This window comes from Paraburkholderia gardini (assembly GCF_907164545.1).
Classification (GTDB): Bacteria; Pseudomonadota; Gammaproteobacteria; order Burkholderiales; family Burkholderiaceae; genus Paraburkholderia; species Paraburkholderia gardini.
The window spans coordinates 54,888-74,963 of the sequence record NZ_CAJQZB010000026.1; the positions used below are offsets into that span (position 1 = coordinate 54,888).

The 20,076-nt window shown below is 61.6% G+C and carries 18 protein-coding genes and 2 pseudogenes; 4 read left to right on the forward strand and 16 right to left on the reverse strand.

Going from position 1 to position 20,076, the window contains the following annotated elements; genetic code table 11:
- Window positions 1–77: 77 nt before the first annotated feature.
- Both LPA37_RS18320 and LPA37_RS18325 read right to left on the reverse strand, forming a co-directional pair.
- Window positions 78–464, reverse strand: coding sequence for an ArsR/SmtB family transcription factor (locus tag LPA37_RS18320; protein WP_228976692.1), 387 nt, complete (start codon window positions 462–464; stop codon window positions 78–80).
- A gap of 80 nt (window positions 465–544) precedes the next feature.
- Window positions 545–783, reverse strand: a pseudogene (locus LPA37_RS18325) (efflux transporter outer membrane subunit); the annotation flags it as partial.
- A gap of 205 nt (window positions 784–988) precedes the next feature.
- Between LPA37_RS18325 and LPA37_RS18330 the strand changes: the two are divergent.
- Entirely contained in the window at window positions 989–2,542 is a 1,554-nt protein-coding gene (locus LPA37_RS18330) for a phospholipase D family protein (protein ID WP_229013270.1), read from the forward strand.
- Between the two features lie 166 nt (window positions 2,543–2,708).
- The gene (locus LPA37_RS18335) at window positions 2,709–3,476 is read left to right on the forward strand and encodes a bestrophin-like domain (RefSeq protein WP_229013271.1); all 768 of its coding nucleotides are present in this window, start codon (window positions 2,709–2,711) and stop codon (window positions 3,474–3,476) included.
- Between the two features lie 65 nt (window positions 3,477–3,541).
- Here LPA37_RS18335 and LPA37_RS18340 read toward each other — a convergent pair whose 3' ends face one another.
- From LPA37_RS18340 to LPA37_RS18350, 3 genes are all read right to left on the reverse strand, one after another.
- Complete coding sequence (locus tag LPA37_RS18340) at window positions 3,542–4,720, reverse strand: MFS transporter (RefSeq protein WP_229013272.1); 1,179 nt, start codon at window positions 4,718–4,720, stop codon at window positions 3,542–3,544.
- Between the two features lie 132 nt (window positions 4,721–4,852).
- Window positions 4,853–5,635: an SDR family oxidoreductase gene (locus tag LPA37_RS18345; RefSeq protein ID WP_229013273.1), complete on the reverse strand. Its 783-nt coding sequence runs from the start codon at window positions 5,633–5,635 to the stop codon at window positions 4,853–4,855.
- Between the two features lie 50 nt (window positions 5,636–5,685).
- Window positions 5,686–7,515 carry an acyl-CoA dehydrogenase gene (locus LPA37_RS18350; protein ID WP_229013274.1) on the reverse strand — a complete coding sequence of 610 codons (1,830 nt, stop codon included), beginning with the start codon at window positions 7,513–7,515 and terminating at the stop codon, window positions 5,686–5,688.
- Window positions 7,516–7,818: 303 nt separating this feature from the next.
- Here LPA37_RS18350 and LPA37_RS18355 point away from each other — a divergent pair, with 303 nt between their 5' ends.
- Both LPA37_RS18355 and LPA37_RS18360 read left to right on the forward strand, forming a co-directional pair.
- On the forward strand, window positions 7,819–8,325 hold the full coding sequence (locus tag LPA37_RS18355; RefSeq protein WP_229013275.1) for a YgjP-like metallopeptidase domain-containing protein: 507 nt from the start codon (window positions 7,819–7,821) through the stop codon (window positions 8,323–8,325).
- A gap of 111 nt (window positions 8,326–8,436) precedes the next feature.
- Entirely contained in the window at window positions 8,437–9,468 is a 1,032-nt protein-coding gene (locus LPA37_RS18360) for a class I fructose-bisphosphate aldolase (protein ID WP_229013276.1), read from the forward strand.
- A 52-nt stretch (window positions 9,469–9,520) separates the two neighbouring features.
- On the opposite strand, the gene LPA37_RS18365 is transcribed toward LPA37_RS18360, so the two are convergent.
- From LPA37_RS18365 to cpaB, 11 genes and pseudogenes are all read right to left on the reverse strand, one after another.
- The gene (locus tag LPA37_RS18365) at window positions 9,521–10,573 is read right to left on the reverse strand and encodes a vWA domain-containing protein (RefSeq protein ID WP_229013290.1); all 1,053 of its coding nucleotides are present in this window, start codon (window positions 10,571–10,573) and stop codon (window positions 9,521–9,523) included.
- A gap of 126 nt (window positions 10,574–10,699) precedes the next feature.
- A pseudogene (locus LPA37_RS27730) lies at window positions 10,700–10,855 on the reverse strand (preprotein translocase subunit SecE); the annotation flags it as partial.
- A gap of 21 nt (window positions 10,856–10,876) precedes the next feature.
- Window positions 10,877–11,509: a TadE/TadG family type IV pilus assembly protein gene (locus LPA37_RS18375; RefSeq protein ID WP_267478179.1), complete on the reverse strand. Its 633-nt coding sequence runs from the start codon at window positions 11,507–11,509 to the stop codon at window positions 10,877–10,879.
- Between the two features lies 1 nt (window position 11,510).
- A complete protein-coding gene (locus LPA37_RS18380) occupies window positions 11,511–12,005 on the reverse strand; it encodes a TadE/TadG family type IV pilus assembly protein (protein WP_229013278.1) in 495 nt (164 codons plus the stop codon).
- Between the two features lie 69 nt (window positions 12,006–12,074).
- Window positions 12,075–13,034 (reverse strand): type II secretion system F family protein, encoded by a 960-nt coding sequence (locus LPA37_RS18385; protein WP_229013279.1) that lies wholly within the window; start codon window positions 13,032–13,034, stop codon window positions 12,075–12,077.
- A 49-nt stretch (window positions 13,035–13,083) separates the two neighbouring features.
- On the reverse strand, window positions 13,084–14,061 hold the full coding sequence (locus LPA37_RS18390; protein WP_229013280.1) for a type II secretion system F family protein: 978 nt from the start codon (window positions 14,059–14,061) through the stop codon (window positions 13,084–13,086).
- Window positions 14,062–14,091: 30 nt separating this feature from the next.
- Window positions 14,092–15,468, reverse strand: coding sequence for a CpaF family protein (locus LPA37_RS18395; RefSeq protein ID WP_229013281.1), 1,377 nt, complete (start codon window positions 15,466–15,468; stop codon window positions 14,092–14,094).
- A gap of 19 nt (window positions 15,469–15,487) precedes the next feature.
- A complete protein-coding gene (locus LPA37_RS18400; RefSeq protein ID WP_229013282.1) occupies window positions 15,488–16,690 on the reverse strand; it encodes an AAA family ATPase in 1,203 nt (400 codons plus the stop codon).
- Window positions 16,691–16,726: 36 nt separating this feature from the next.
- Window positions 16,727–17,020, reverse strand: a complete 294-nt coding sequence (locus LPA37_RS18405; protein ID WP_229013283.1) for a hypothetical protein — start codon at window positions 17,018–17,020, stop codon at window positions 16,727–16,729.
- Between the two features lie 35 nt (window positions 17,021–17,055).
- A complete protein-coding gene (locus LPA37_RS18410) occupies window positions 17,056–19,170 on the reverse strand; it encodes a pilus assembly protein N-terminal domain-containing protein (RefSeq protein WP_407672557.1) in 2,115 nt (704 codons plus the stop codon).
- Between the two features lie 71 nt (window positions 19,171–19,241).
- Window positions 19,242–20,069: a Flp pilus assembly protein CpaB gene (gene cpaB / locus LPA37_RS18415; RefSeq protein ID WP_228976652.1), complete on the reverse strand. Its 828-nt coding sequence runs from the start codon at window positions 20,067–20,069 to the stop codon at window positions 19,242–19,244.
- Window positions 20,070–20,076: the final 7 nt, after the last annotated feature.

A 20,076-nucleotide genomic window follows, 5' to 3' on the forward strand; every position in this document is an offset into this window, starting at 1 on the left:
GACCACATCGTGCATGGCGGAAATGCCGCATGCACAGCCTTGGTACCGGTGAATACACAGGGCCGGCCGCGCCCTCGTCAATCGTCGTTCTTCTCGACAAAATCAGCGAGCCGGTCGAGGCTGGCCGACCAGAACCGCTCGTAACGCCTGAGCCAGGCCATCGCTTCTTCCATCGGCGCCGCGACCAGTTCCACCGAGACGGTTCGGCCCCGCTTGGTGCGCGACACCAGGCCCGCTTCACTCAGCACGTCGAGATGCTTCATGACTGCCGGCAGCTTGAGCGGCAGCGGGTGGGCAATCTCGCTAATCGACAGGCCCGGTTCCCGCTCGAGGCGTGCCAGTATCGCCCGGCGTGCAGGGTCCACGAGGGCCGAAAACGTACGATCGAGCTGACTGACTGGACACTTCACCATATGGTGAACTATAGACGACGTGAGCAAACTGTCAAGAGGTATCGCTGTCATGGCGCGGGGCTGTCTGTCCGTGTTGCGTCCGTGGCGGGCTTTGCTGTATTGCCGGCCTGCCCGTACACCCTGTTGGTCATGCGCCCGGCGTCGGGCACTTCGATATAGCTCGTGTAACCGCCTTCGTAACGCAGCCGTGCAAGGCGCGAATACGTGCGAAATACGTGCGAAGCGCATCGACCTGACGCCCGATGACCACAAGCTGCTCGCGTGACTTCTGAAGCGCGATGAGCGCGTCGGAGACTTCCTGGAACGCAACCTGGATCGCCTTCTGATACGGGTACAACGCCTGTTGCTGCTGCGCTTCTGCCTGATTGACCGAACGGTTTCACTTTGCTCATGGCGTATATTTCCCGTTCGGGCACGACGGCACACAATCTGTCTTGACTCACGAAAAACGTATGACAATGCAAGGCGTGTCGATAATGGACTTTGGTCCCATGCGGCACGCACACGCAGCACGCGCCGGCAGCCGGATCGCGCGCACTTTGCCCGGGCGCCCCCGCACGATGGAGGATCAAACAATGACAACGTTTCGCGCCACCCTCGTGGTTTTTCTTGTCGCGCTGCTGTCGGCCTGCGCGGGTCTGCCGCCGCAGTCCAGTCGCGTGGAGTCGCACGCGCTCTACGACACGGACACCACGCGTCTCGGCACGATGCTCGTGCCGCAGGCACAACAACATCCGGGTGAAAGCGCGTTTCACCTGCTGTCCACCGGTGTCGATGCGCTCCTTGCCCGCATCGTGCTCACCGCGAAGGCCGATCGCACGCTCGATCTGCAGTACTACATCTGGCACAACGACCAGACGGGACAGGAGCTGGCAAGCGCCGTCCTCGCGGCGGCCGACCGGGGCGTGCGGGTGCGTGTGCTGCTCGACGATCTCGGCACCGGCGCGGACGACAATGTCCTGCTCGCCATCGCCTCGCACCCGAACGTGCAGGTCCGGCTCTTCAACCCGGTGGCAAGCCGCACCTTCAAGACACTCGGCTCCGCGCTCGAATTCAGCCGTATCAACCGGCGCATGCACAACAAGGCGATCATCGCGGACAACCAGGCGGCGATTCTCGGCGGCCGCAATATCGGCGACGAATACTTCGGCGCATCGAACGACGTGTCGTTTGGCGATCTCGACGTGCTGACGTTCGGACCGGTCGTCCATAAGGTGTCCATGGCGTTCGACCAGTTCTGGAATTCCGAAGCCGCCTATCCCATCGAATCGCTGACCGGTCATCCCGCCGCCCCCGACGCGCTCGCAACCTACCGCACGAAACTGGCGGCATCGGTCGCCTCGTACGAAAACTCGCCGTACGTGATGCAGGTGAAGCAGCGTCTGGCCGACCTGGTCGCCACACATGGTGCGAAGTTTTCATGGGGAAAAGCGACGCTGCTCTACGACGACCCCGCCAAGATCACCCGTTCGCCCGACGATCCCGAAGGTCATCTGCTGTCCCAGTTCAACGCGCTCAGCATCACGCCGGACAAGGAGATGCTGATCGTCTCGCCGTACTTCGTCCCCGGCAAGAAGGGCGTCAAGTGGATTCGCTCTCTGACCGCGCGCGGCGTGCGCGTGACGATCCTGACCAACTCGCTCGCGGCCACCGATGTCGCCGCGGTGCACGCCGGATACCAGCGCTATCGCAAGGACCTGCTGGATGCGGGCGTGCATCTGTACGAGCTGAAGCCCGCCGCCAGCGAAGACCCGAAAGCGAAGAAGAAATCGATACTCGGATCGTCAAAGGCCTCGCTGCACGCCAAGACCTATGTGTTCGACAGAAAGAGCATCTTCATCGGGTCGATGAATCTCGACCCGCGGTCCATCACGCTCAACACGGAAATCGGCGTCTACTGCCAGAGCGCAGCGATTGCAGCCGAAGTGGTGGACGGGCTCGAGCCCAAACTCGACCAGATCGCGTGGCGGCTCGAAGAACGCAAGGATGCGAACGGCAAGAGCCGGATCGTGTGGATCGATACGGCAGCCGACGGCACGGTGAAGGAACTCGACGAACCCGACGTGTCCACGATGAAACGCATCGGCATCTGGTTCCTCGGCCTGCTGCCGATCGAATCGCAACTGTAGACAACGGTCGGCCACTCAACCCGCCTCACGATCGATACCGGGCACGGTTTGCGTTCCCGGCGGCACGCGCGTCCGGTACACTGCCTGGGCGCCGCAGCCGCGTAGTCGCGAGGTCGACATGGATGGGCGGTGGCGGAAACCGGTCAGCGTTCAGGAGAAACCGTGCATGGAACAACTTGTCAGTCACCCGCTTTTTTTCTTCCTGGCCACGATGGTGCTGATGTCGCTTGCGGCATGGATCGGCGCCACCGTCCTGCGCGGCAAAAAGCCCCTCGATGACGCGTCCCGCGACGACTTCAGCGTCGTCCAGTCCGCGACGCTGACACTTCTCGCGCTCGTGATCGGCTTCAGTCTTTCGATGGCCGTCGGACGTTACGACCAGCGCAAGAACTACGAGGAAGAGGAAGCCAACGCAATCGGCACCGAGTTCCTGCGGGCCGACCTGCTGCCGGCCCAGGAAGCGGCGGCAACCCGTGCGCTCCTGCTGAAGTATCTGGACCAGCGCATCCAGAACTACCGGACCCGCGATCCACAGGAACTCGCGCAGATCGACGCGACCACGACGCAGCTCGAAGCGGATATGTGGACGGCCGTGCGCACCGGCGCCGCCGCCCAGCCGAATCCGGTCACCGCGCTTGCGGTCGCCGGCATGAACGACGTGATCAACGCGCAAGGCTACACACAGGCCGCCTGGTGGAACCGTGTGCCCTTTGCCGCCTGGACGCTGCTGGTCATCATCGGGCTGTTCTGCAATCTGCTGGTCGGTTACGGCTCGCGTACCGGAACGGCCAGAGCCCGCTTTCTGCTCGTCATGCCGCTCGTCGTCTCGCTGTCGATCATGCTCATCGCCGATATCGACAGCCCGCGTAACGGCATCATCCGCGTCGTGCCGCAGAACCTGATCAGTCTCGCGCAGTCGCTGCCCAAACCTTAGCGCCGCCTCACGTATGTCGCATCAGGAGCCTGACGTCACGCGAACGGTCGACTGCCCGCCGCTAGCTACGCGTCGTCCTGATGTGTGGGCACGACCGGGCTGAAGCGATAGATCGCCGTGCCCAGCGCGAGCGGGATGGCGGTGAACAGAAAGAGCCGCTCATACAGCGCCGCATCCGATAGCCCCGCTGCCCGGGCATGCCCGGTGATCCAGCCGAGGCAGTTGCTCGTCAGCGCGATACCGAGAAACACCATGCTGTTGAGCAGCCCCAGGCTCAGTCCGAGTCGATGCGGGGGAATGATCGCGCGCGCCTGCGACATCACGAGCGGATGAATCGATCCGACCGAGAACAGCACGCAGAGCAGCACGACGCTCAGCACCGCGCTTTCGCCAGGGCTGAACGCAAGCAGCAGCGCAGCGGCGAGACCCGCCAGCAGCCACACCGAAGAAATCGTTTTCGGCGCCCAGTAACGGACCGCGACCGGCACGCAGAACGATGCCGCGATGGCGACGATGCTCGTCACCGTCATCGCATTTCCGCGCGCGATCACATCGAAGCCGAATATGTCCGCGAGATAGGGGCCGCCCCACGACGTCCGGAACGTGCTGCCGACCGACAGGGCAAGACACGCCGGCATGAGCGTCCAGAAACGCGTCGAACCGCTGGCTGGCGGCTGTGCCTGCGCCATCCTGTCCGTCTTTCGTGTCTGCGCGACGTTATCGCCGCGACGCACGAAGCACAACACGGCGAGCGTCGCGCACAGCATCGCGAACGCGGCCGTCGCCATCACGGGACGCCAGCCGAAACTGGCCGTCGCGCGGCTCAGCGGAAACGCGGCGAGCAGCGCCCCGGCCATGCCGATGGCACTCGCCGTCGTAACCGCACGGACGTTGCGATGACCGTGCCCGGTTCGCAGCACATGGTTCAGCAGGCCCATGAAGATCGGCGCGCAGCCGATACCCATGCCTGCCTGCGCGACGATCGCGAGCGTCGCGTTCGACGTGAACGACAGCAATACGGCCGAAACAGTGCCGACGGCCATGAGCGCGACCGTCGGCAGACGAACGCCAAAACGGTCGAAAAGAAGGCCGACCGGTAACTGCGCGAGCGAAAAAACGAGAAAGAACGCGCCGGCAAACCAGCCGAACATCTGCGGCGAGAACTGGAAACTGTCGATAAGCTGGGTGGAAATCACCGCGATATAGCTGCGGAAGAACTGACTCAGCACGTAGCTGAAAGTCAAGGCCCACAGCCCGTAGTCAACGGCCGATGCAGACGATGGCGATGCGCTCACGCGTTTGCGGATCTGTTGCAAAGGCTGAAGTCCTGAAAGTTACACGCGGCGCTATTTTGCCACGTCAGCCGACGCAACCCGTCACACGGCGCTCACGCCGCCATCGACTGCCAGGATCTGCCCGGTGATATGCCGGCCCGCTTCCGAGGCAAAGAGAAGCGCCGCGCCATGCAGATCCGTGTCCGTCCCGAGACGCCGCAGCGGCGCCTGCGCGGCCACGGTTTCGGCACCCATCTGTTCGAGCAGGCCGTGTGTCATCTTCGATGGAAAGAAGCCTGGCGCGATCGCGTTGACGGTAATGCCGTATTGCCCCCACTCGCCCGCCAGCGCGCGCGTGAAATTGACCACCGCGCCCTTGCTGCTGTTATAGGCGATCGTGTTCATCGCGCCGGGCGGATTGCCGCGCAAACCGGCAATCGACGCCACGTTGATCACCCGTCCGCTACCGTTCGGAATCATCGAGCGCTTGCCGATGCGCTGCGTGAGCAGAAAGAGCCCGCGAATGTTCAGGCTGAAAACCTTGTCCCACGCCTCGACCGGATGGTCTTCCGCTTTCGCACCCCACGTCGCGCCTGCGTTGTTCACCAGAATGTCGATACGTCCGAGGCGACCGAGCGCTTCGTCGGCAAGGCTCGCGATCTGGTCGTCGCGGGCGGTGTCGGCCACGGCATACTCGACGTCGATGCCGTATTCCTTCAGTTGCGCCTGCGCGTTACGCAGTTCGTCGACCTTGCGCGCGGAAATCATCACCCGCGCGCCGGCACCGCCCAGCGCACGGGCAATCTGCAGCCCAAGCCCGCGTGAACCGCCAGTCACGAGCGCGCTCTTGCCGCTCAGGTCGAACAATCGTTCGATGAAACCCATGTCTGTCTCCATTTGATGTTTTTAGCCCTGGCGCGAGACCGGCCAGCGTCTCAGAACCACGCGTCCTTCATATCGAGTGTCGTTGTATCGAGGCTTTCAAGCAGATCCAGTTGCGCATCGATCTTCGGCAGTTCCCAGCGCAGGAAATAACGCGCCGCCGCGCGCTTGCCATCGTAGAAGTCACCCGCCTTCCCGTGTGCGACGAGTGCCTGATCGAGCCAGATCCACGCAAGCACTGCGTGGCCGAACGCCTCCAGATAGACGCTCGCGTTGGCCAGCGTCACGCGCGGGTCGCCCGCCGACCACAAGCGTTGCGTAGCCGTCACGATCCGCGACCACTTCTGGTTGAGCGTTTCGCCCGCACGTTGCCATTCCGTATCCGTGCAGTCGCTGGCACGCGTCACTGTCCGTGCGATCGTGGCGACCAGCGCACGCAGCGCAGCGCCATCATCGAGCGTCACCTTGCGGCCCAGCAGATCGAGCGCCTGAATGCCGTGCGTGCCTTCATGAATGGGATTGAGCCGGTTGTCGCGATACAGCTGTTCGACCTTGTAATCGCGCGTGTAGCCGTAGCCGCCGTGCACCTGGATCGCCAGATCGTTCGCCGCCAGGCACCATTGCGACGGCCAGCTTTTCGCGATCGGCGTCAGGATGCCGAGTAGCAGCGTAGCCGCTTCCCGCTCATCCGGCGTCGCGCCCGTGCGCTCTTCGTCGACGAGCTTCGCGCAGTACAGGTTCAACGCGAGGCCGCCTTCCACATACGACTTCTGCGCAAGCAACATGCGCTTGACGTCGGCATGCTCCGCGATACGCACCTGCGGCGACCCGGCGTCCTTGCCGAGCGGGCCGACGGGTCGTCCCTGCGAACGGGTGCGCGCGTAATCGAGCGCGTGCAGATAGCCGGTGTAACCGAGCGCGGCCGCACCAAGACCGACACCGATACGCGCTTCGTTCATCATGTGGAACATGTACGCAAGCCCGCGATGCGCCTCGCCGACCAGATAGCCCACGGCGCCCGCGCGTCCCATCGGGCGAAAACGGGTGCCTTCGCCGAAATTCAGCAGGCAGTTCGTGGTGCCGCGATACCCCATCTTGTGGTTCAGGCCGGCAAGCGCGACATCGTTGCGCTCGCCGCGCGTGCCGTCTTCGCGAACCAGGTACTTCGGCACGATAAAGAGCGAAATGCCGCGCGTGCCCGGCACGAACCGGCCATCCGCGTCGGGCGTCCTCGCGAGCACCAGATGCACGATGTTGTCCGTGAGTTCGTGATCGCCGCCCGAGATCCACATCTTGTTGCCGGTCAGCCGGTACTGCGCACCGAATGGCGATTCGCCCTCGTAATCGGCGCGCGTGGCGATATCCGACAGCGACGATCCCGCCTGCGGCTCCGACAGGCACATCGTGCCGAACGCGCGGCCGTCCATCTGGGGTCGCACGAACGCGTCGATCTGCGCCTCGCTTCCATGTGCAAGCAGCAGGTTCGCGTTGCCGATGGTCAGAAACGGATACGCCGCCGTGGCGATATTGGCCGCCTGGAAATACGCGAAAGCCGCGAGTTCGACGAGTTTCGGCAACTGCATGCCGCCAAGCGCTTCGTCCTGCCCTGCCGCGATCAGGCCGGCGTCCGCGAACGCTTTCAACGCCGTGGCGACTTCGGGAATCAGCGTGACTTTCTCGCCGTCGAATTGAGGCTCATGGCGATCGCCTTTAGCATGGTGGCTGGCGAACAGGTCGGCTGCCATCCGTTCGCAGGTGTCGAGCACGGCATCGAACGTATCGCGACCGTGCGCGGCATAGCGCGGTGCGTTCGCAAGCGCGGTTGCATCGAGCCATTCGTAGAGGATGAACTCGATGTCACGGCGGGATAGAAGCAGACTCAAGGTTGATGTCTCCAGGCGGCTGGATCATCGGCGCTGGCGGTGTGTCGTCAGGTCTGCCGCCCACGCATCAATCGGGCGACGGCGCGCAGATGAACGCAATCAGGGGGTTGCGGCAATTTACGAACGATCGTTCGTTTCAAGTCGAGTGTATCGCGTGACGGCAAAAACGGGAACCCGCTGGAACTACTCGTTTACGCTAGCCGGCGTGCAACGGTCGCTTCAATGTGTGAGCGCCGGCGCGCCCGGGCACGACCGGTACAATATGGGCAACCCTTCGCCCGAAACCGAAACGCCCGCCCCATCATGCAGAATCTGAAATACCTGAGCGCGTACCCGACGGCGCTCCAGGACAAGGTGCGCCGGCTGATCGCTGAACAGCAACTCGGTGCGTATCTTGACGAGCGATATCCGAACCGGCATGCCGTACAGACCGACCGCGCGCTATACGACTATTGCGTGGACCTGAAGCGCGAATTCATCCGCAACGGCCCGCAGATCGACAAGGTCATCTACGACAGCAAACTGGACGTACTGCGGCACGCGCTCGGGCTGCATACGACGATTTCGCGCATACAGGGCAACAAGCTCAAATCGAAAAAGGAAATCCGCATCGCTTCACTGTTCAGGGATACCGCACCAGAATTCCTCCGCATGATCGTTGTGCATGAGCTTGCACATCTGAAGGAAAGCGAACATAACAAGGCGTTTTACCGCCTCTGTGAATTCATGCAACCGGGTTACCATCAGACCGAGTTCGATCTGCGCCTTTACCTGACACATCGCGACCTCGTGCGTGGCCAGCCCGGCTGACGGTGCATCGACGAGACCACGCTTCTTATAGCGTTTTCGCAGATGGATGGCGCGCCGGGAGTATGCTGCACACGTGAACCTGTCCATACCGACGTCAGGGAGGGATACGCGATGAGCACTGCAAGCGAGCTTCAGAACACCGTCAATGCCATGGTCCAACCGGGCAAGGGATTGCTGGCCGCCGACGAGAGCGGACCGACAATCGCGAAACGCTTCAAGACCATCGGCATCGAGTCGAACGAGGAATACCGCCGTGCATGGCGCGACCTGTTGTTGTCGACGTCGGGCCTTGGCGAATACATCAGCGGTGTCATCCTGTATGAAGAAACGCTGGGGCAACGCTCCAGCAAGGGCACGCCGCTGCCGGAACTGGCCGCCTCGCAGGGCATCGTGCCGGGTATCAAGGTCGATCTTGGCAAGATCCCGCTTGCCCATGCACCTGGCGACGAAATCACGCAAGGGCTCGACGGGCTCGCTCAACGGCTGGCCGGGTACAGGAAACAAGGCGCGCGCTTTGCCAAGTGGCGCGCGGTGTACAACATCTCGCCGACACTGCCTGGGCGGCTCGCCATCGAGGCGAATGCCGATGCCCTCGCCTCTTATGCGGCGATCTGTCAGGAAGCGGGCATCGTGCCCATCGTCGAACCCGAGGTGCTGATGGACGGCGACCATACGATCGCGCGTTCCCTTGAAGTGACCGAGGCTGTACTACACGAGGTCTTTCACGCGCTGCACCGGCATGCGGTCGTGCTTGAGCATATGCTGCTCAAACCGAACATGGTGATTGCGGGTTCTAATGCGGCTAAAGGCGAGCAGGCTTCGGTTGAAGATGTCGCGCGTCAAACAGTGCGGGTCCTTAAACGGACTGTGCCGGCTGCGGTGCCCGGCGTGGTGTTCTTGTCGGGTGGGCAGACACCGGAGCAGGCTACCGCGAATCTTGATGCGATGAACCGGCTTGGGGCTTTGCCGTGGAATCTGAGCTTTTCCTATGGACGGGCGTTACAGGAGCCGCCGTTACAGGCGTGGAAAGGGTTGGCCGCTAACGTTGCTGCTGCGCAGAACGCGTTACTCAAGCGCGCGCGTTTGAATAGTGAGGCGTGTTTGGGCAGGTATCAAGCTGCGATGGAGCGCGCCGGGGAGTGAGCGCGGAACCGGCCAACGCCCAGGCGTTTTGCCCGTGCTAAACCGCTCCACCTCATTGCGCGATACGCAGAATCGCTGAAGCAAGCTGTGCATAGCAGGGCTTCAGATCGGCTGCGGTTGCGGCATGGCAATAGACGCCCACCGGCTGTTGGGCGTTGTAGCAACGAGCGGGGGCATCGGACGTGTTCGCCATGCACTTGAGCACATCCTGACCCAGTTCGTTGTCGGGACCTGCTGGTTGCGTCAATTGCACCCCCAGACCCAGTGTGAACACAAAGATCTTGTTGGCGCGGGCATTCTCCGCCATTGCTTCAAGCAGATTGCGCGACGCGCGGTTGATATTCTGGTACGTCGGTGTGTTCGTGACGACCCGGGGGCTGCTGGCAACGATCGGGTAGGTCTGGTCATTCGGGTCGTGTGCGTTGTAAAACGCTGGAAGCTGTTTGATGAAATTCTTTGAAACGTTGCTCGCGTAACAACTTGCTACCTTCTGACTGATCTGGTCTGCGCGATAAAGACCGGTCGGTGTACCGCTCGACGCATCCCCGCTAGCAACCGTTCCTACCGCGCCATCGCATCCAGCGACGCTATTCTGAAATTGCGACGAGAAACTGTTCGGCGCGCCGTCGGAGAAGAACACAATCACCCGCAAACTGGATGGATTGGTCAGGCCGTTCATCTGGTTGCGTGCCTGCCAGAACGCCTCGGAAGAATTCGTGCTGCCCTCAAACGTATACTTGTTGATGGCGGTCGTCATGCCGGCCCGATCGAATCCACGCGAACTGTCAGTCTTGTATGGCACGTCCACGACAGTCCCGTACGCGAAGTGCATGAGCGCGACGCGATCGTTTGAGATATCGAAGTTATTCAGAAACGAAATCGCGTTTGCGCGGACAGCCGCGGGTTGGCCGGCGGTCGTGGTCATCGACTGTGTCACGTCGACAATGAATGCCATGTCCAGATCCCTGCGCACAGTCTCCGAATGCGTCGACACGTTCAACACCTTGAATCCGAACAGTTGCATGAAGTTGACGGGCACCTGAGCCTGTGCCTGAACATCGATCGTCACGGTTCCGGATGCAAACGTGATCGATGGCGTGTCCATCGACGCCGTGGAACCCAGAAAATTAGCCGGATAGTTAGCCGAAAAGAATGCCGCCGCGGCCTGCTGGGCATTCGTGGTCTGGTCCGCCTGGTTATCGCCCCGCGTGACTGCGTGGCCCGCCGCCAGGGCGGCGCCATCCGCGGCGGCATCGAGTCGCGTACGGATCAGATAGCCGAATCCTGAATCGATCGCGAGGCCGAGTACGCCCAGGAGCGCGACCAGCGCGAACACCACGATCACGCTGACGGCGCCTTGCTGGCGCTTTCTTGATGTATTGATCACGTGAGTCCCCGTTGCATGCCGTCAAAAGGCCGTCATGGCGTACAGATCAGGCGAGAGCGCGGGCGTGTTGATGCCAGACCCGAGATTCAACGCTCCGATGAGCGGCGGCTGCCTGTAGAACGCTTCAACGACATACACAACCTGTCCATCCCACAGTTGCCCCTGCAGCGTGCTCACCACGGGAGAAGTACTCGTCACAGGCGGAACATTGGCACAACTCCCCGTCCCATCCGTGGCCCAGCTCGTCCCCGCGGACCCGCAGTTCCAGATCTTGCTGGCCGGAAAATAATTGCCACCGGTCCAGCGGTATTGCGCGGCCACCACACCGGTGCAGTTGTTCCCTTTCGCATCACAGGTGTTATTGCCGACAATCATGGTGATGTAGATCATGCCGTTCGCGCTCATGTTGAGCGGCGGGGTCGTCTGGGTAAGCGACGACATGATGGTCTGCACCGGAAACGCGGTCAGCGCCCGCGACGCGAGATTCGCGCCTTCGCGACTGACGTTGGTCAATATCATCTGCGCCTGAATGTTGCGCGCGAAGTCGTACACCGGAAGGGCGATCGCAATAAGCATTGGCAGCAGCACGGCCATTTCGATTGCCGCAACGCCGCGTTGTTTCTGGCGCCTCGTTTTGAATGCTCTGCTGTTCATGTCAGAAGCCCTCGTTGCGCATCGTCGCGGCGACCGTAAACGCGTAGCTGCCGCCAGGAAAGAACGGACGCACCAGCGGCGTCAGCAGCGGCCACGAACAGTTCAGCTGCAACACGATGATGTCGCCGGCGTTTCCGAACATGCCGGAGCTATAGCCGGCCGGTGTGTTGTAGCTTTGCGGCGTGCCATTGATCGTGACCGTGTAGCTCGGGTCGACGATGTTGTACAAGCCCATCGAACTGTTCTTGATTTCCTGGATAATCGCGAGATAGCGCTGCTGGCCGCTAGCGGCCGGGTCCAGACTGGACTGGCCCGTGACCGCGTAACGTGCGCCCTCGCGCACCGCGTACTGCATCGTCAGATTGACCCAGAGTAACAACCCGAGATCGATGGCGACGAACATCAGGAAGAACAGGATCGGCGCGACCAGTGCAAACTCGACCGCGGTCGCTCCTCGCTGCTGTCGTCGTGATCTCCCGAAAATCCTGGCTCTCATGTCGCCGCTCCTGCGTTCGCCCTCAACACTGTCCGCATCCGGACCGTCACCTGCATACGCACCGCGCGACTAGCCAATGTGTTTCATCGCTGGCATGAGCACGCGCGTGGCCTGGAGAATCGCCGGGCCGATCAGCACGATGATGAGCGTCGGAAAAATGAAGAAAATCAGCGGAAACAGCAGCTTCAATGCGATCCTGGCCGCTTTCTCTTCGGCGCGAAGACGCCGCTTGGTCCGCAGATTGTCGGTATAGACGCGTAGCGAATCACCCACGCTCGTCCCGAACCTGTCGGCCTGGATCAGCATCGCCGCAAGGGTCTCGATGTCTTCCACACCGGTTCTGAGCGACAGATTGCGAAGCGCCTTGTCCCGCCCCGCGCCAGCGCGCAATTCCAGTAGCACAAGTTCGAGCTCGTCTCTCAGCGCCTGGCTCTTCATGCCGATTTCGTCGGTGACTCGCCCTAGTGCCGCGTCGAATCCAAGCCCCGCTTCCACGCACACGGTCATCAGATCAACCGCATCCGGAAGATCTTCGAAAAGCGCGCGCTGACGACGATCGATGAGGCGGGCGAGCACACCGTTTGGAAGATAGAAACCGGACGCCGAGGTACAGAGCAGGACCAGCAACACATAGATGCGAGGCGTGTCATGCATGCTGGTGCCGAACGCGAGCATGGCGACGACGGGAAACGCAAGCGCGAGGACAGTCTTCGACGCGAAATAGATCGCCGGTGCGGATTCGCTTCGAAGTCCGGCATTCAGAAAGCGCACGCGCAGTATTGAACGGTTCCAGTCTTCACCAGGCAACGAAAATTTCGCAACGCGTGACGATGCCTGAGCAATCTTCTCGACCCATTTTCCTGCGTCCTCCGGCTTGGCGCCGACATTGCCGCCGCCCCCGGAGATCGTGCCGATCTGACCGATACGTTGCTTTAAAGGATCGGGTTTTAACAGATTCATCCCGATGAGGGCCGCGGCGAATACGATCAGAAACATCAGCGCGAGCACCGCGATCTGCACGATTGTCATGGTCTCCGGGTTTCCCCGCCCCCGTTATATCGTTGATGGAAGATCGCTTTCATACGTGAATACGTACGATCTTGCGACTCCACAAGATGCCGAACAGCATGAAAACCATCGCCACGCCCGCCATCTTCATACCGGTAGGATCGGTCCAGAAGACACGCATCAACTGCGGGGTGATCAACAGGATCACGCCGGCCAGCACGAATGGCAGCAGACATAGAATCCAGGCGGAAAGCCGTCCTTCCGCCGACAGCACCTTGACCTTGCCCATCAGCTTCAGTCGTTCGCGAATGATCGAACTGATATTGCCGAGAATTTCCGCAAGATTGCCGCCCGCCTCGCGCTGGATCAGAACCGCGATCACGAAATAGCGCAGATCGGGAACAGGCACGCGATGCACCATGTTTTGCAGCGCGACGCTCATCGCCACGCCGTAGTTGATTTCATCGAACGCAAGCTTGAATTCGCCTCCCAATGGCTGCGGCATTTCATCCCCAACCATGCCAAGCGCGCTCGGAAACGAATGGCCGGCACGCAATGCACGGCTGATCAGATCGGCAGCCTCGGGGAGCTGTCTTTCAAGAATCCCGATGCGCTTGTTTCGCTTGCTGCGCACGACAAGAAGCGGCAAAAAGGCGGCAACTCCGCCGAACACCAGCGCGATCACAACGGGCTGATGCAATACGAATCCAGCCACGAGGCCCGCCGCGGCACAGCCGCCCATATACCCAAAAAATCGCCCGACGGACCAGGTGAGCCCCGACTGCAGCAACAGCCTGTCGAACATCTGAACTCGCGGCATCAGCATCAGCAGTTGCAGCAGCAGCGGCGAGTCGCTCAGTGTTCGTGTCTTGAGAATCGATAGCTGATCGTCGCCCGACTTTCCACCCGGCGCCGCCGCGCGCACGCGTTGCTTCATCCGCTTGACGGAAGCGCCGTGCCGGTTGTGCCAGAAGATGTACAGCCCCTCGATCATCAGCACCGTCGCGATGAACAGCAGCACGACGAAACCCATAAACGACGTATCCATACCTCACTCCTCAATACATTTCGCGCGGGTTCACACTTCGAAGCGGCGAGCTGGATCGAACATGTTGTCCGGCAGCGTGATGCCGAAAGCAGTCAACCGGTCGCAAAACTTCGGCCGCACACCCGTTGCGCAGAAATAGCCTTTGATGCGGCCGTCGTCATCGACACCTGTTCTCTTGAACGTGAAGATCTCCTGCATGTTGATGACGTCCCCTTCCATGCCGGTGATTTCCTGAATGCTCATCAACTTGCGTCGCCCGTCGGTCAGGCGCGACGCCTGCACCACCACGGAAATCGCCGACGCGATCTGCTGACGCATCGCCTTAACGGGCATCGTCAGACCGGCCATCGACACCATGTTTTCCAGGCGTGTGATTGCGTCGCGCGGTGTGTTCGCGTGCAGGGTCGCCATGGATCCTTCGTGACCCGTGTTCATCGCGTGCAGCATGTCGAGCGCTTCACCGCCACGCACTTCGCCGAGCACGACGCGGTCCGGGCGCATCCGGAGTGCATTGCGCACCAGCGCGCGCTGTGAGATTTCGCCCTTGCCTTCGATATTCGGCGGCCGCGTTTCAAGTCGCAGCACGTGTTGCTGGCGCAACTGGAGTTCAGCCGCGTCCTCGATCGTGACGATACGTTCGTCGGCTGGAATGAAGCCGGACAGCAGGTTCAGCAACGTTGTCTTGCCGCTGCCCGTCCCACCTGAAATCAGGACGTTCAGTTTCGATTTGATCAGTGCTTCGAGCAGTTGCGCCATCGCAGGCGTAAAGCTCTGGTTGTTCAGCATGTCGTCGACGGTAAGCGGATGCACCGAAAATCGCCGGATCGATACAAGTGGCCCGTCGATAGCCGATGGCGGAATAATCGCGTTTACCCGTGAGCCGTCGGGCAGTCGTGCATCGACCATCGGCGTCGATTCGTCGATACGCCGGCCGACACGCGACACGATGCGCTCGATGACTTTCATCAGATGCGCGTCGTCGTAGAACGTGATGTCGGTGTGTTCGAGCTTGCCGCGTCGTTCCACGTAGACATGTTGCGACGTATTCACCAGAATGTCCGAGACCGTCGGATCGTTTAGCAGCGGTTCGAGCGGGCCGAGGCCCAGCATTTCGTCCTGCACGTCCTGCACGAGACGCTTGCGCTCGAACTCGTTCATCGGCACCTTGTCTTCGTCGACGATGCGCTCGACAAGCTGTGCCAGTTCGCGTTTCACCTGATCGGGCGTCAGTCGTTGCAGCTTGTCCAGTTCCACCCGTTCGATGATCGTCTGGTGGATGTTCATCTTGAGCTTCTGGTACGCCTGACGAGCCGCCTTCGCATCACCCGGAGAGGCCGCATTACTGGAAGCGGGCGCTTCGGCGACAGCCAGATCGCCCTGCATCAAAAGTTGTTCGCGCAATGACATGCTGCTCTCCGGTTATCGCTCAATGACTGGGTTTGAGTTGCTGTACCGCGCGTTGCTTCGGTGCGAGCAGGCGGCCAAACATGCTCTTCGAAGGCGTCGTCGCTTCCGGCCATAGAAAGGCAGCGAGGGCGCCAAGGCTTTTTGTCAGTGAAGAACCTTTCGCAATGGTGAGAAGCGGCACGCCCTGGTTGACAGCCTGGAGCGCGCTCTTTTCATCTCGTGGCAACAGATGGGCGGGCTTGACGCCAAGTGCTTCCTCGATGGCGGCAAGGTCGACCTGCGCCCCCTTGTCATACTGGTTCACAAGTAGATGCATCTTGCTGGCCGAATAGCCCAGCGCGCCCAGGATGTCGAGCAACCGGCGTCCCGCGTGCAACTGTGGAATGGTCTGCTGGGCGACCACGCAGATCGACTCGCTCTGATCGAGCGCATGCAGTGCCAGCGGATTAATGGTTTGGCCCAGATCGAAGATCACCACGTCGTACTGGTCGCGTACCAGTGCCAGCAGACGTTCGAGGTGCGATGCACGCATCTCGGTCGCTTTCACCGGATCACCTGCACCCGCCAGCACGTCGAGATTCGCGTGTACGTGTGAGACGCAGGCATCGAAGAACGCTGCATCGAGTCGTTCGATCTGCGCGAAGAGGTCCGCGATGGTCGAGGCCGGTGTCTTTTCCGCGACGAGCAGACTCGCGTCCGCGAACTGCTGGTCCAGGTCGACGAGTAGTACACGCCTGTCGCGTACAGCTGCGAATGCGTAGGCGAGATTCGTGGCGATCAGCGTCGTGCCGGCCCCGCCTCTGCCTGACGCGAGCGACATCACGCGGCCTTCCCGCCGTGTGCTGGAAGTCTTCTTTCCAGCAACGTGCGAGAGTTCCTGTGCAAATTCCCGTGCGTCGATCGGCCAGGACAACACATGCCGCACGCCGGCGCGCATCGCCGCCATCAACATGTCGGTCGACAGGGCCGACGCCACCAGCATGCAGGTCAGATTCGGGGCATGGCCGATTGCTTCCCCGATCGCAGCCAGGTCGCCGACCACGAGTGCCGTATCAGCGACGATCAACAGATCGGCCTTTTTGATTCGCTCGGCGTAGCGTGGCAACTGCTTCGCCGCGCCGCGCTCGGAATGCAACCGGTGCCGGACGTCGCTTGCGGCGAGCAACGCTTTCACTTCGCGCTCATGCTCGTCGCTGGACGAAATCAAAAGGATGTCGATCATGTGTATCTCCACTGCTATGCGAACCTGCTTCGAAAACTAGTTGCTACTACCCGTGCCGACGCCAATCGTGAATACGTTTGCTGGAGGTGTTGGCGCGGTAAAGGACTTGACGTAGTTTGTCTGCGCCGCTATTGCCGCACTCCCGTCGATGCCGGCAACAGGATCGTCGTTTGCCGATGCCATCGGGTTAAGCATCTGCATCGTTTTGATCTGCGTGACGGATTCCCCAAAATGCTGGTCCCACTCTGGCGTCGAGCTGAGGCAACCGCCGAGTGTCGCGCAGGCTCCGACGCAAAGCGCAAGGCGAATGGAGGTCTGGATTGTGTTCATGTTCTTCTCCAATAAGTCTGCAAGACGGATCCTGTTCACTGTGTCGTGCTGATCTGTGTTGCTGGCGAAACGGTTCGGGCGATGGACGTGTCCGGCGGATCAAGTGCGCTGGACGCCAAAGCGGAAACCGGTGGAGAAGCCGTGTAGGTATCAGGCCCGGGCTCAAGCGGCCTGGCGCTGGATATCGCAGTGGGCGGCGATTCGTCCGGCACGCTCGCAGTCGACGCAGGCAGTGGCGTCACGCTTATCTGCGCGGTTTGCACTGCATTGACGCGCGGCTCGTCGAGCGCGATGGGCTTGCCGCCTGGCGACACAAGATTGGCGGGCGATGCGGCATCCGGTCCCGGCGCCTGCGTCGAAACCGGCGCTGCGGGCGGCATCGCGGCAGGACCGGCCACCGGCGGCACGACAACAACAGCACCGGTTGCCGCAACGGGGCCGGCACTGCTGGCACCGCTGGCACCGTTAGCGCCATTTACAGCAGGCGTCGCCGAAGCAGGCGCGGCCGGGGGCGCGGGCTTGCGCCCTTCCATGTTGCCGGTCGCGTAAAGATTGCCTTCGTTGACATTCGCGAAGCTGTCAGTCGGCAGCGGATACTCACGGGGCAGCGGTTTGGCGAGACGCGGCGTCACGACGAACACCAGTTCCGTCTTGTCCTGCTGGTAGTTCGTGCTGCGGAACAGCGCACCGAGTACCGGCAGCTCGCCTATACCCGGCAAGCCCTTGATCGTGCCAGTCACATTGTTCTTCATCAGGCCGCCGATGGCAAAGCTCTGTCCGTCATACACCTGCAGCGTGGTCGACGCGCGACGTGTCGTGATGAGTGGCAGGATTGCCGTGCTGCTCGTCCCGCCGGCCGTCACGGCGACGCCGGTCGGCGAAAGCTCGGACACTTCCGGCGCGACCTTCAGATTGATACGGCCACCCTCGAGCACGGTCGGCGTAAAGGTCAGGCCGACGCCGAACTGCTCTTCTTGCAGCGTGATCGTGGTACCGCCAGTTCCATTGCTTTGCGGCACCGGGATGAATACCTTGCCGCCAGCGAGGAAGCTTGCTTCCTGTCCGCTGATCGCCATCAGGTTCGGTTCAGCCAGAATCTTGACGAGCTGATCGGTCTTCTGGGCATCGATCGCGAGGTTAAGCGGCAGATTATTTGACTTCGCACCTGCTATGGCCGCCATCCCGCCCGAAAGGAAATTCGCGAGCAAGCCAAACGACCAGCTGCCGATGCTGCCTTGCAGGTTTGCCTGCGCGCCCAGCTGATCGATCAGTGTCTTTGAGACTTCCGCGACCTTCACTTCGAGCATCACCTGTTGCGGGGCAGCGATCTGCAGCATGTTGATGATGCGCTCCGACTTGTCACCGCTCGCCGCGGGCGCCGCTCCGGCGCCGCCCTTCGCACCGGGAAGCGGTAACGCTGAACTGGGCCGCTGCGTGTAGGCACGGGCAAGCTCCACGATGCGCTGTGCCTTGGCGCCGTCCGTCACGACACCCGTTAGCACGAGCGCATCGCCCGCTGCCTTGATCTGGACGCCGGTTTCCTCTGGCATCAACGAGGCGAGCGTCTGTTGCAATCCGGCAGGATCCGTTCCGACAACCACGTCGATCACGCTGCACGAACCGCTCTTGCCCTGCACGATCATGTTGGTCGTGCCGATGTCGGAGCCCAGCAGATAAAGTGTCTGTGGCGACACGAGCATCGCCTGCACCACTTGCGGGTTGCCGACCGTACGTTCCCTGACCGGCTCGCGCAAATTGATCATCGTCGATTTGCCGAGCGGTACGACAACGGTGCTATGTTCACCGACCGGCCCGGTGCAGTTCGGCCCTTTGGCGTTTTTCGCGGGAGCAGCACCTGCCTGCGATTCGTCGGCGCTGCCAATCGTGAGACGGATGGGGCCATTGGCCGCGACCGTGAACGGAGCGGCCAGCGTAGCCGCCTGCCTTGGGGGATTCAGCGCAGCAGGTTGAACGGCGCCCACGACACTCGCCGCTTCGCGTGTGCTTTCGGCTTCGGCGGAAGGCAGCACCCAAAGGAACAGGCCGATCGCGCTCAGCATCGTGGTCAGCACAAAGCGCGAGCCGCCTGCCCTCCGTTTCTGCGCGCGTCGATGCGGCGCTTGCGCCGGACACCTTGTTTTCGCGTTCATGTCCTTCCCCCGTCAGGTGCTGCTATATGTGAACAACTTATGATGTGGCTACTGCCTGCCGGCGATGCCGGTCAGAAACATTCCTGGCCCTTCTCGCTACCTGTTATCACCCGCACGCAATTGCTGGGTGCATGCGCGGCGACGCGCCGGATCACGCGCGGAGCTTCGGGTTCCGATGCAGCTGCGGCAACGACGACCGGCGTTTCCAGTAACGTCGACCGCGTCGCGCCGGCGGTGGTCGTCGCCTGCGGATCGACCTGGTTGCGTAGCACCAGCGAAAGCGTGCCGATACTGCGTGCAAGGTCGATCGTCTCTGCCTGCTCAGGCGTGACTTCGAGCGTGACGGCATCGACTACTTTCGGCTTGGTCTCGTCGCGTCCGACCTCTTGCGCGACCGCGAGCACAAGAATCTTCTCGAGTACGATCTTTGAAATTTTCTGGTCGCGCGACTGATTGGCATCTTTCTGCGTGTTGACGATGATGTCGACGTAGTTGCCCGGCAGGGCGAAGCCCGCCACGCCGATCACGTCGTTCACACGAACCGTGATCGCGCGCTTGCCTTCGTTGATCACGGCGGACAGGCCGCCGAGCGTGCCGACCGGCGAGAGCTTGGAGGCAAGCACGGGTTCGCCGCGCAGCGCGCTTTCTTTCAGCACACGTCCATCCAGTTTTTGCGGATCGGAGAACGAGCCCGGCGGCACACTGTTCGAAGGCCAGTCGACTACTTTCAGGAGATCGGGCGTCACCCGCTGCCCAAGATTGATGTCCGACGAAGCGACGACCACGTGCGCGTTTGAGCTGGACGTCTGCGACACCATCCAGCGTGAGCCGAACACGACAGCTGCCAGCCCCGCCCCCGTGGCGATCAACAGCATGAATACAGCGCGCGAGTTTTTCATTCCATTC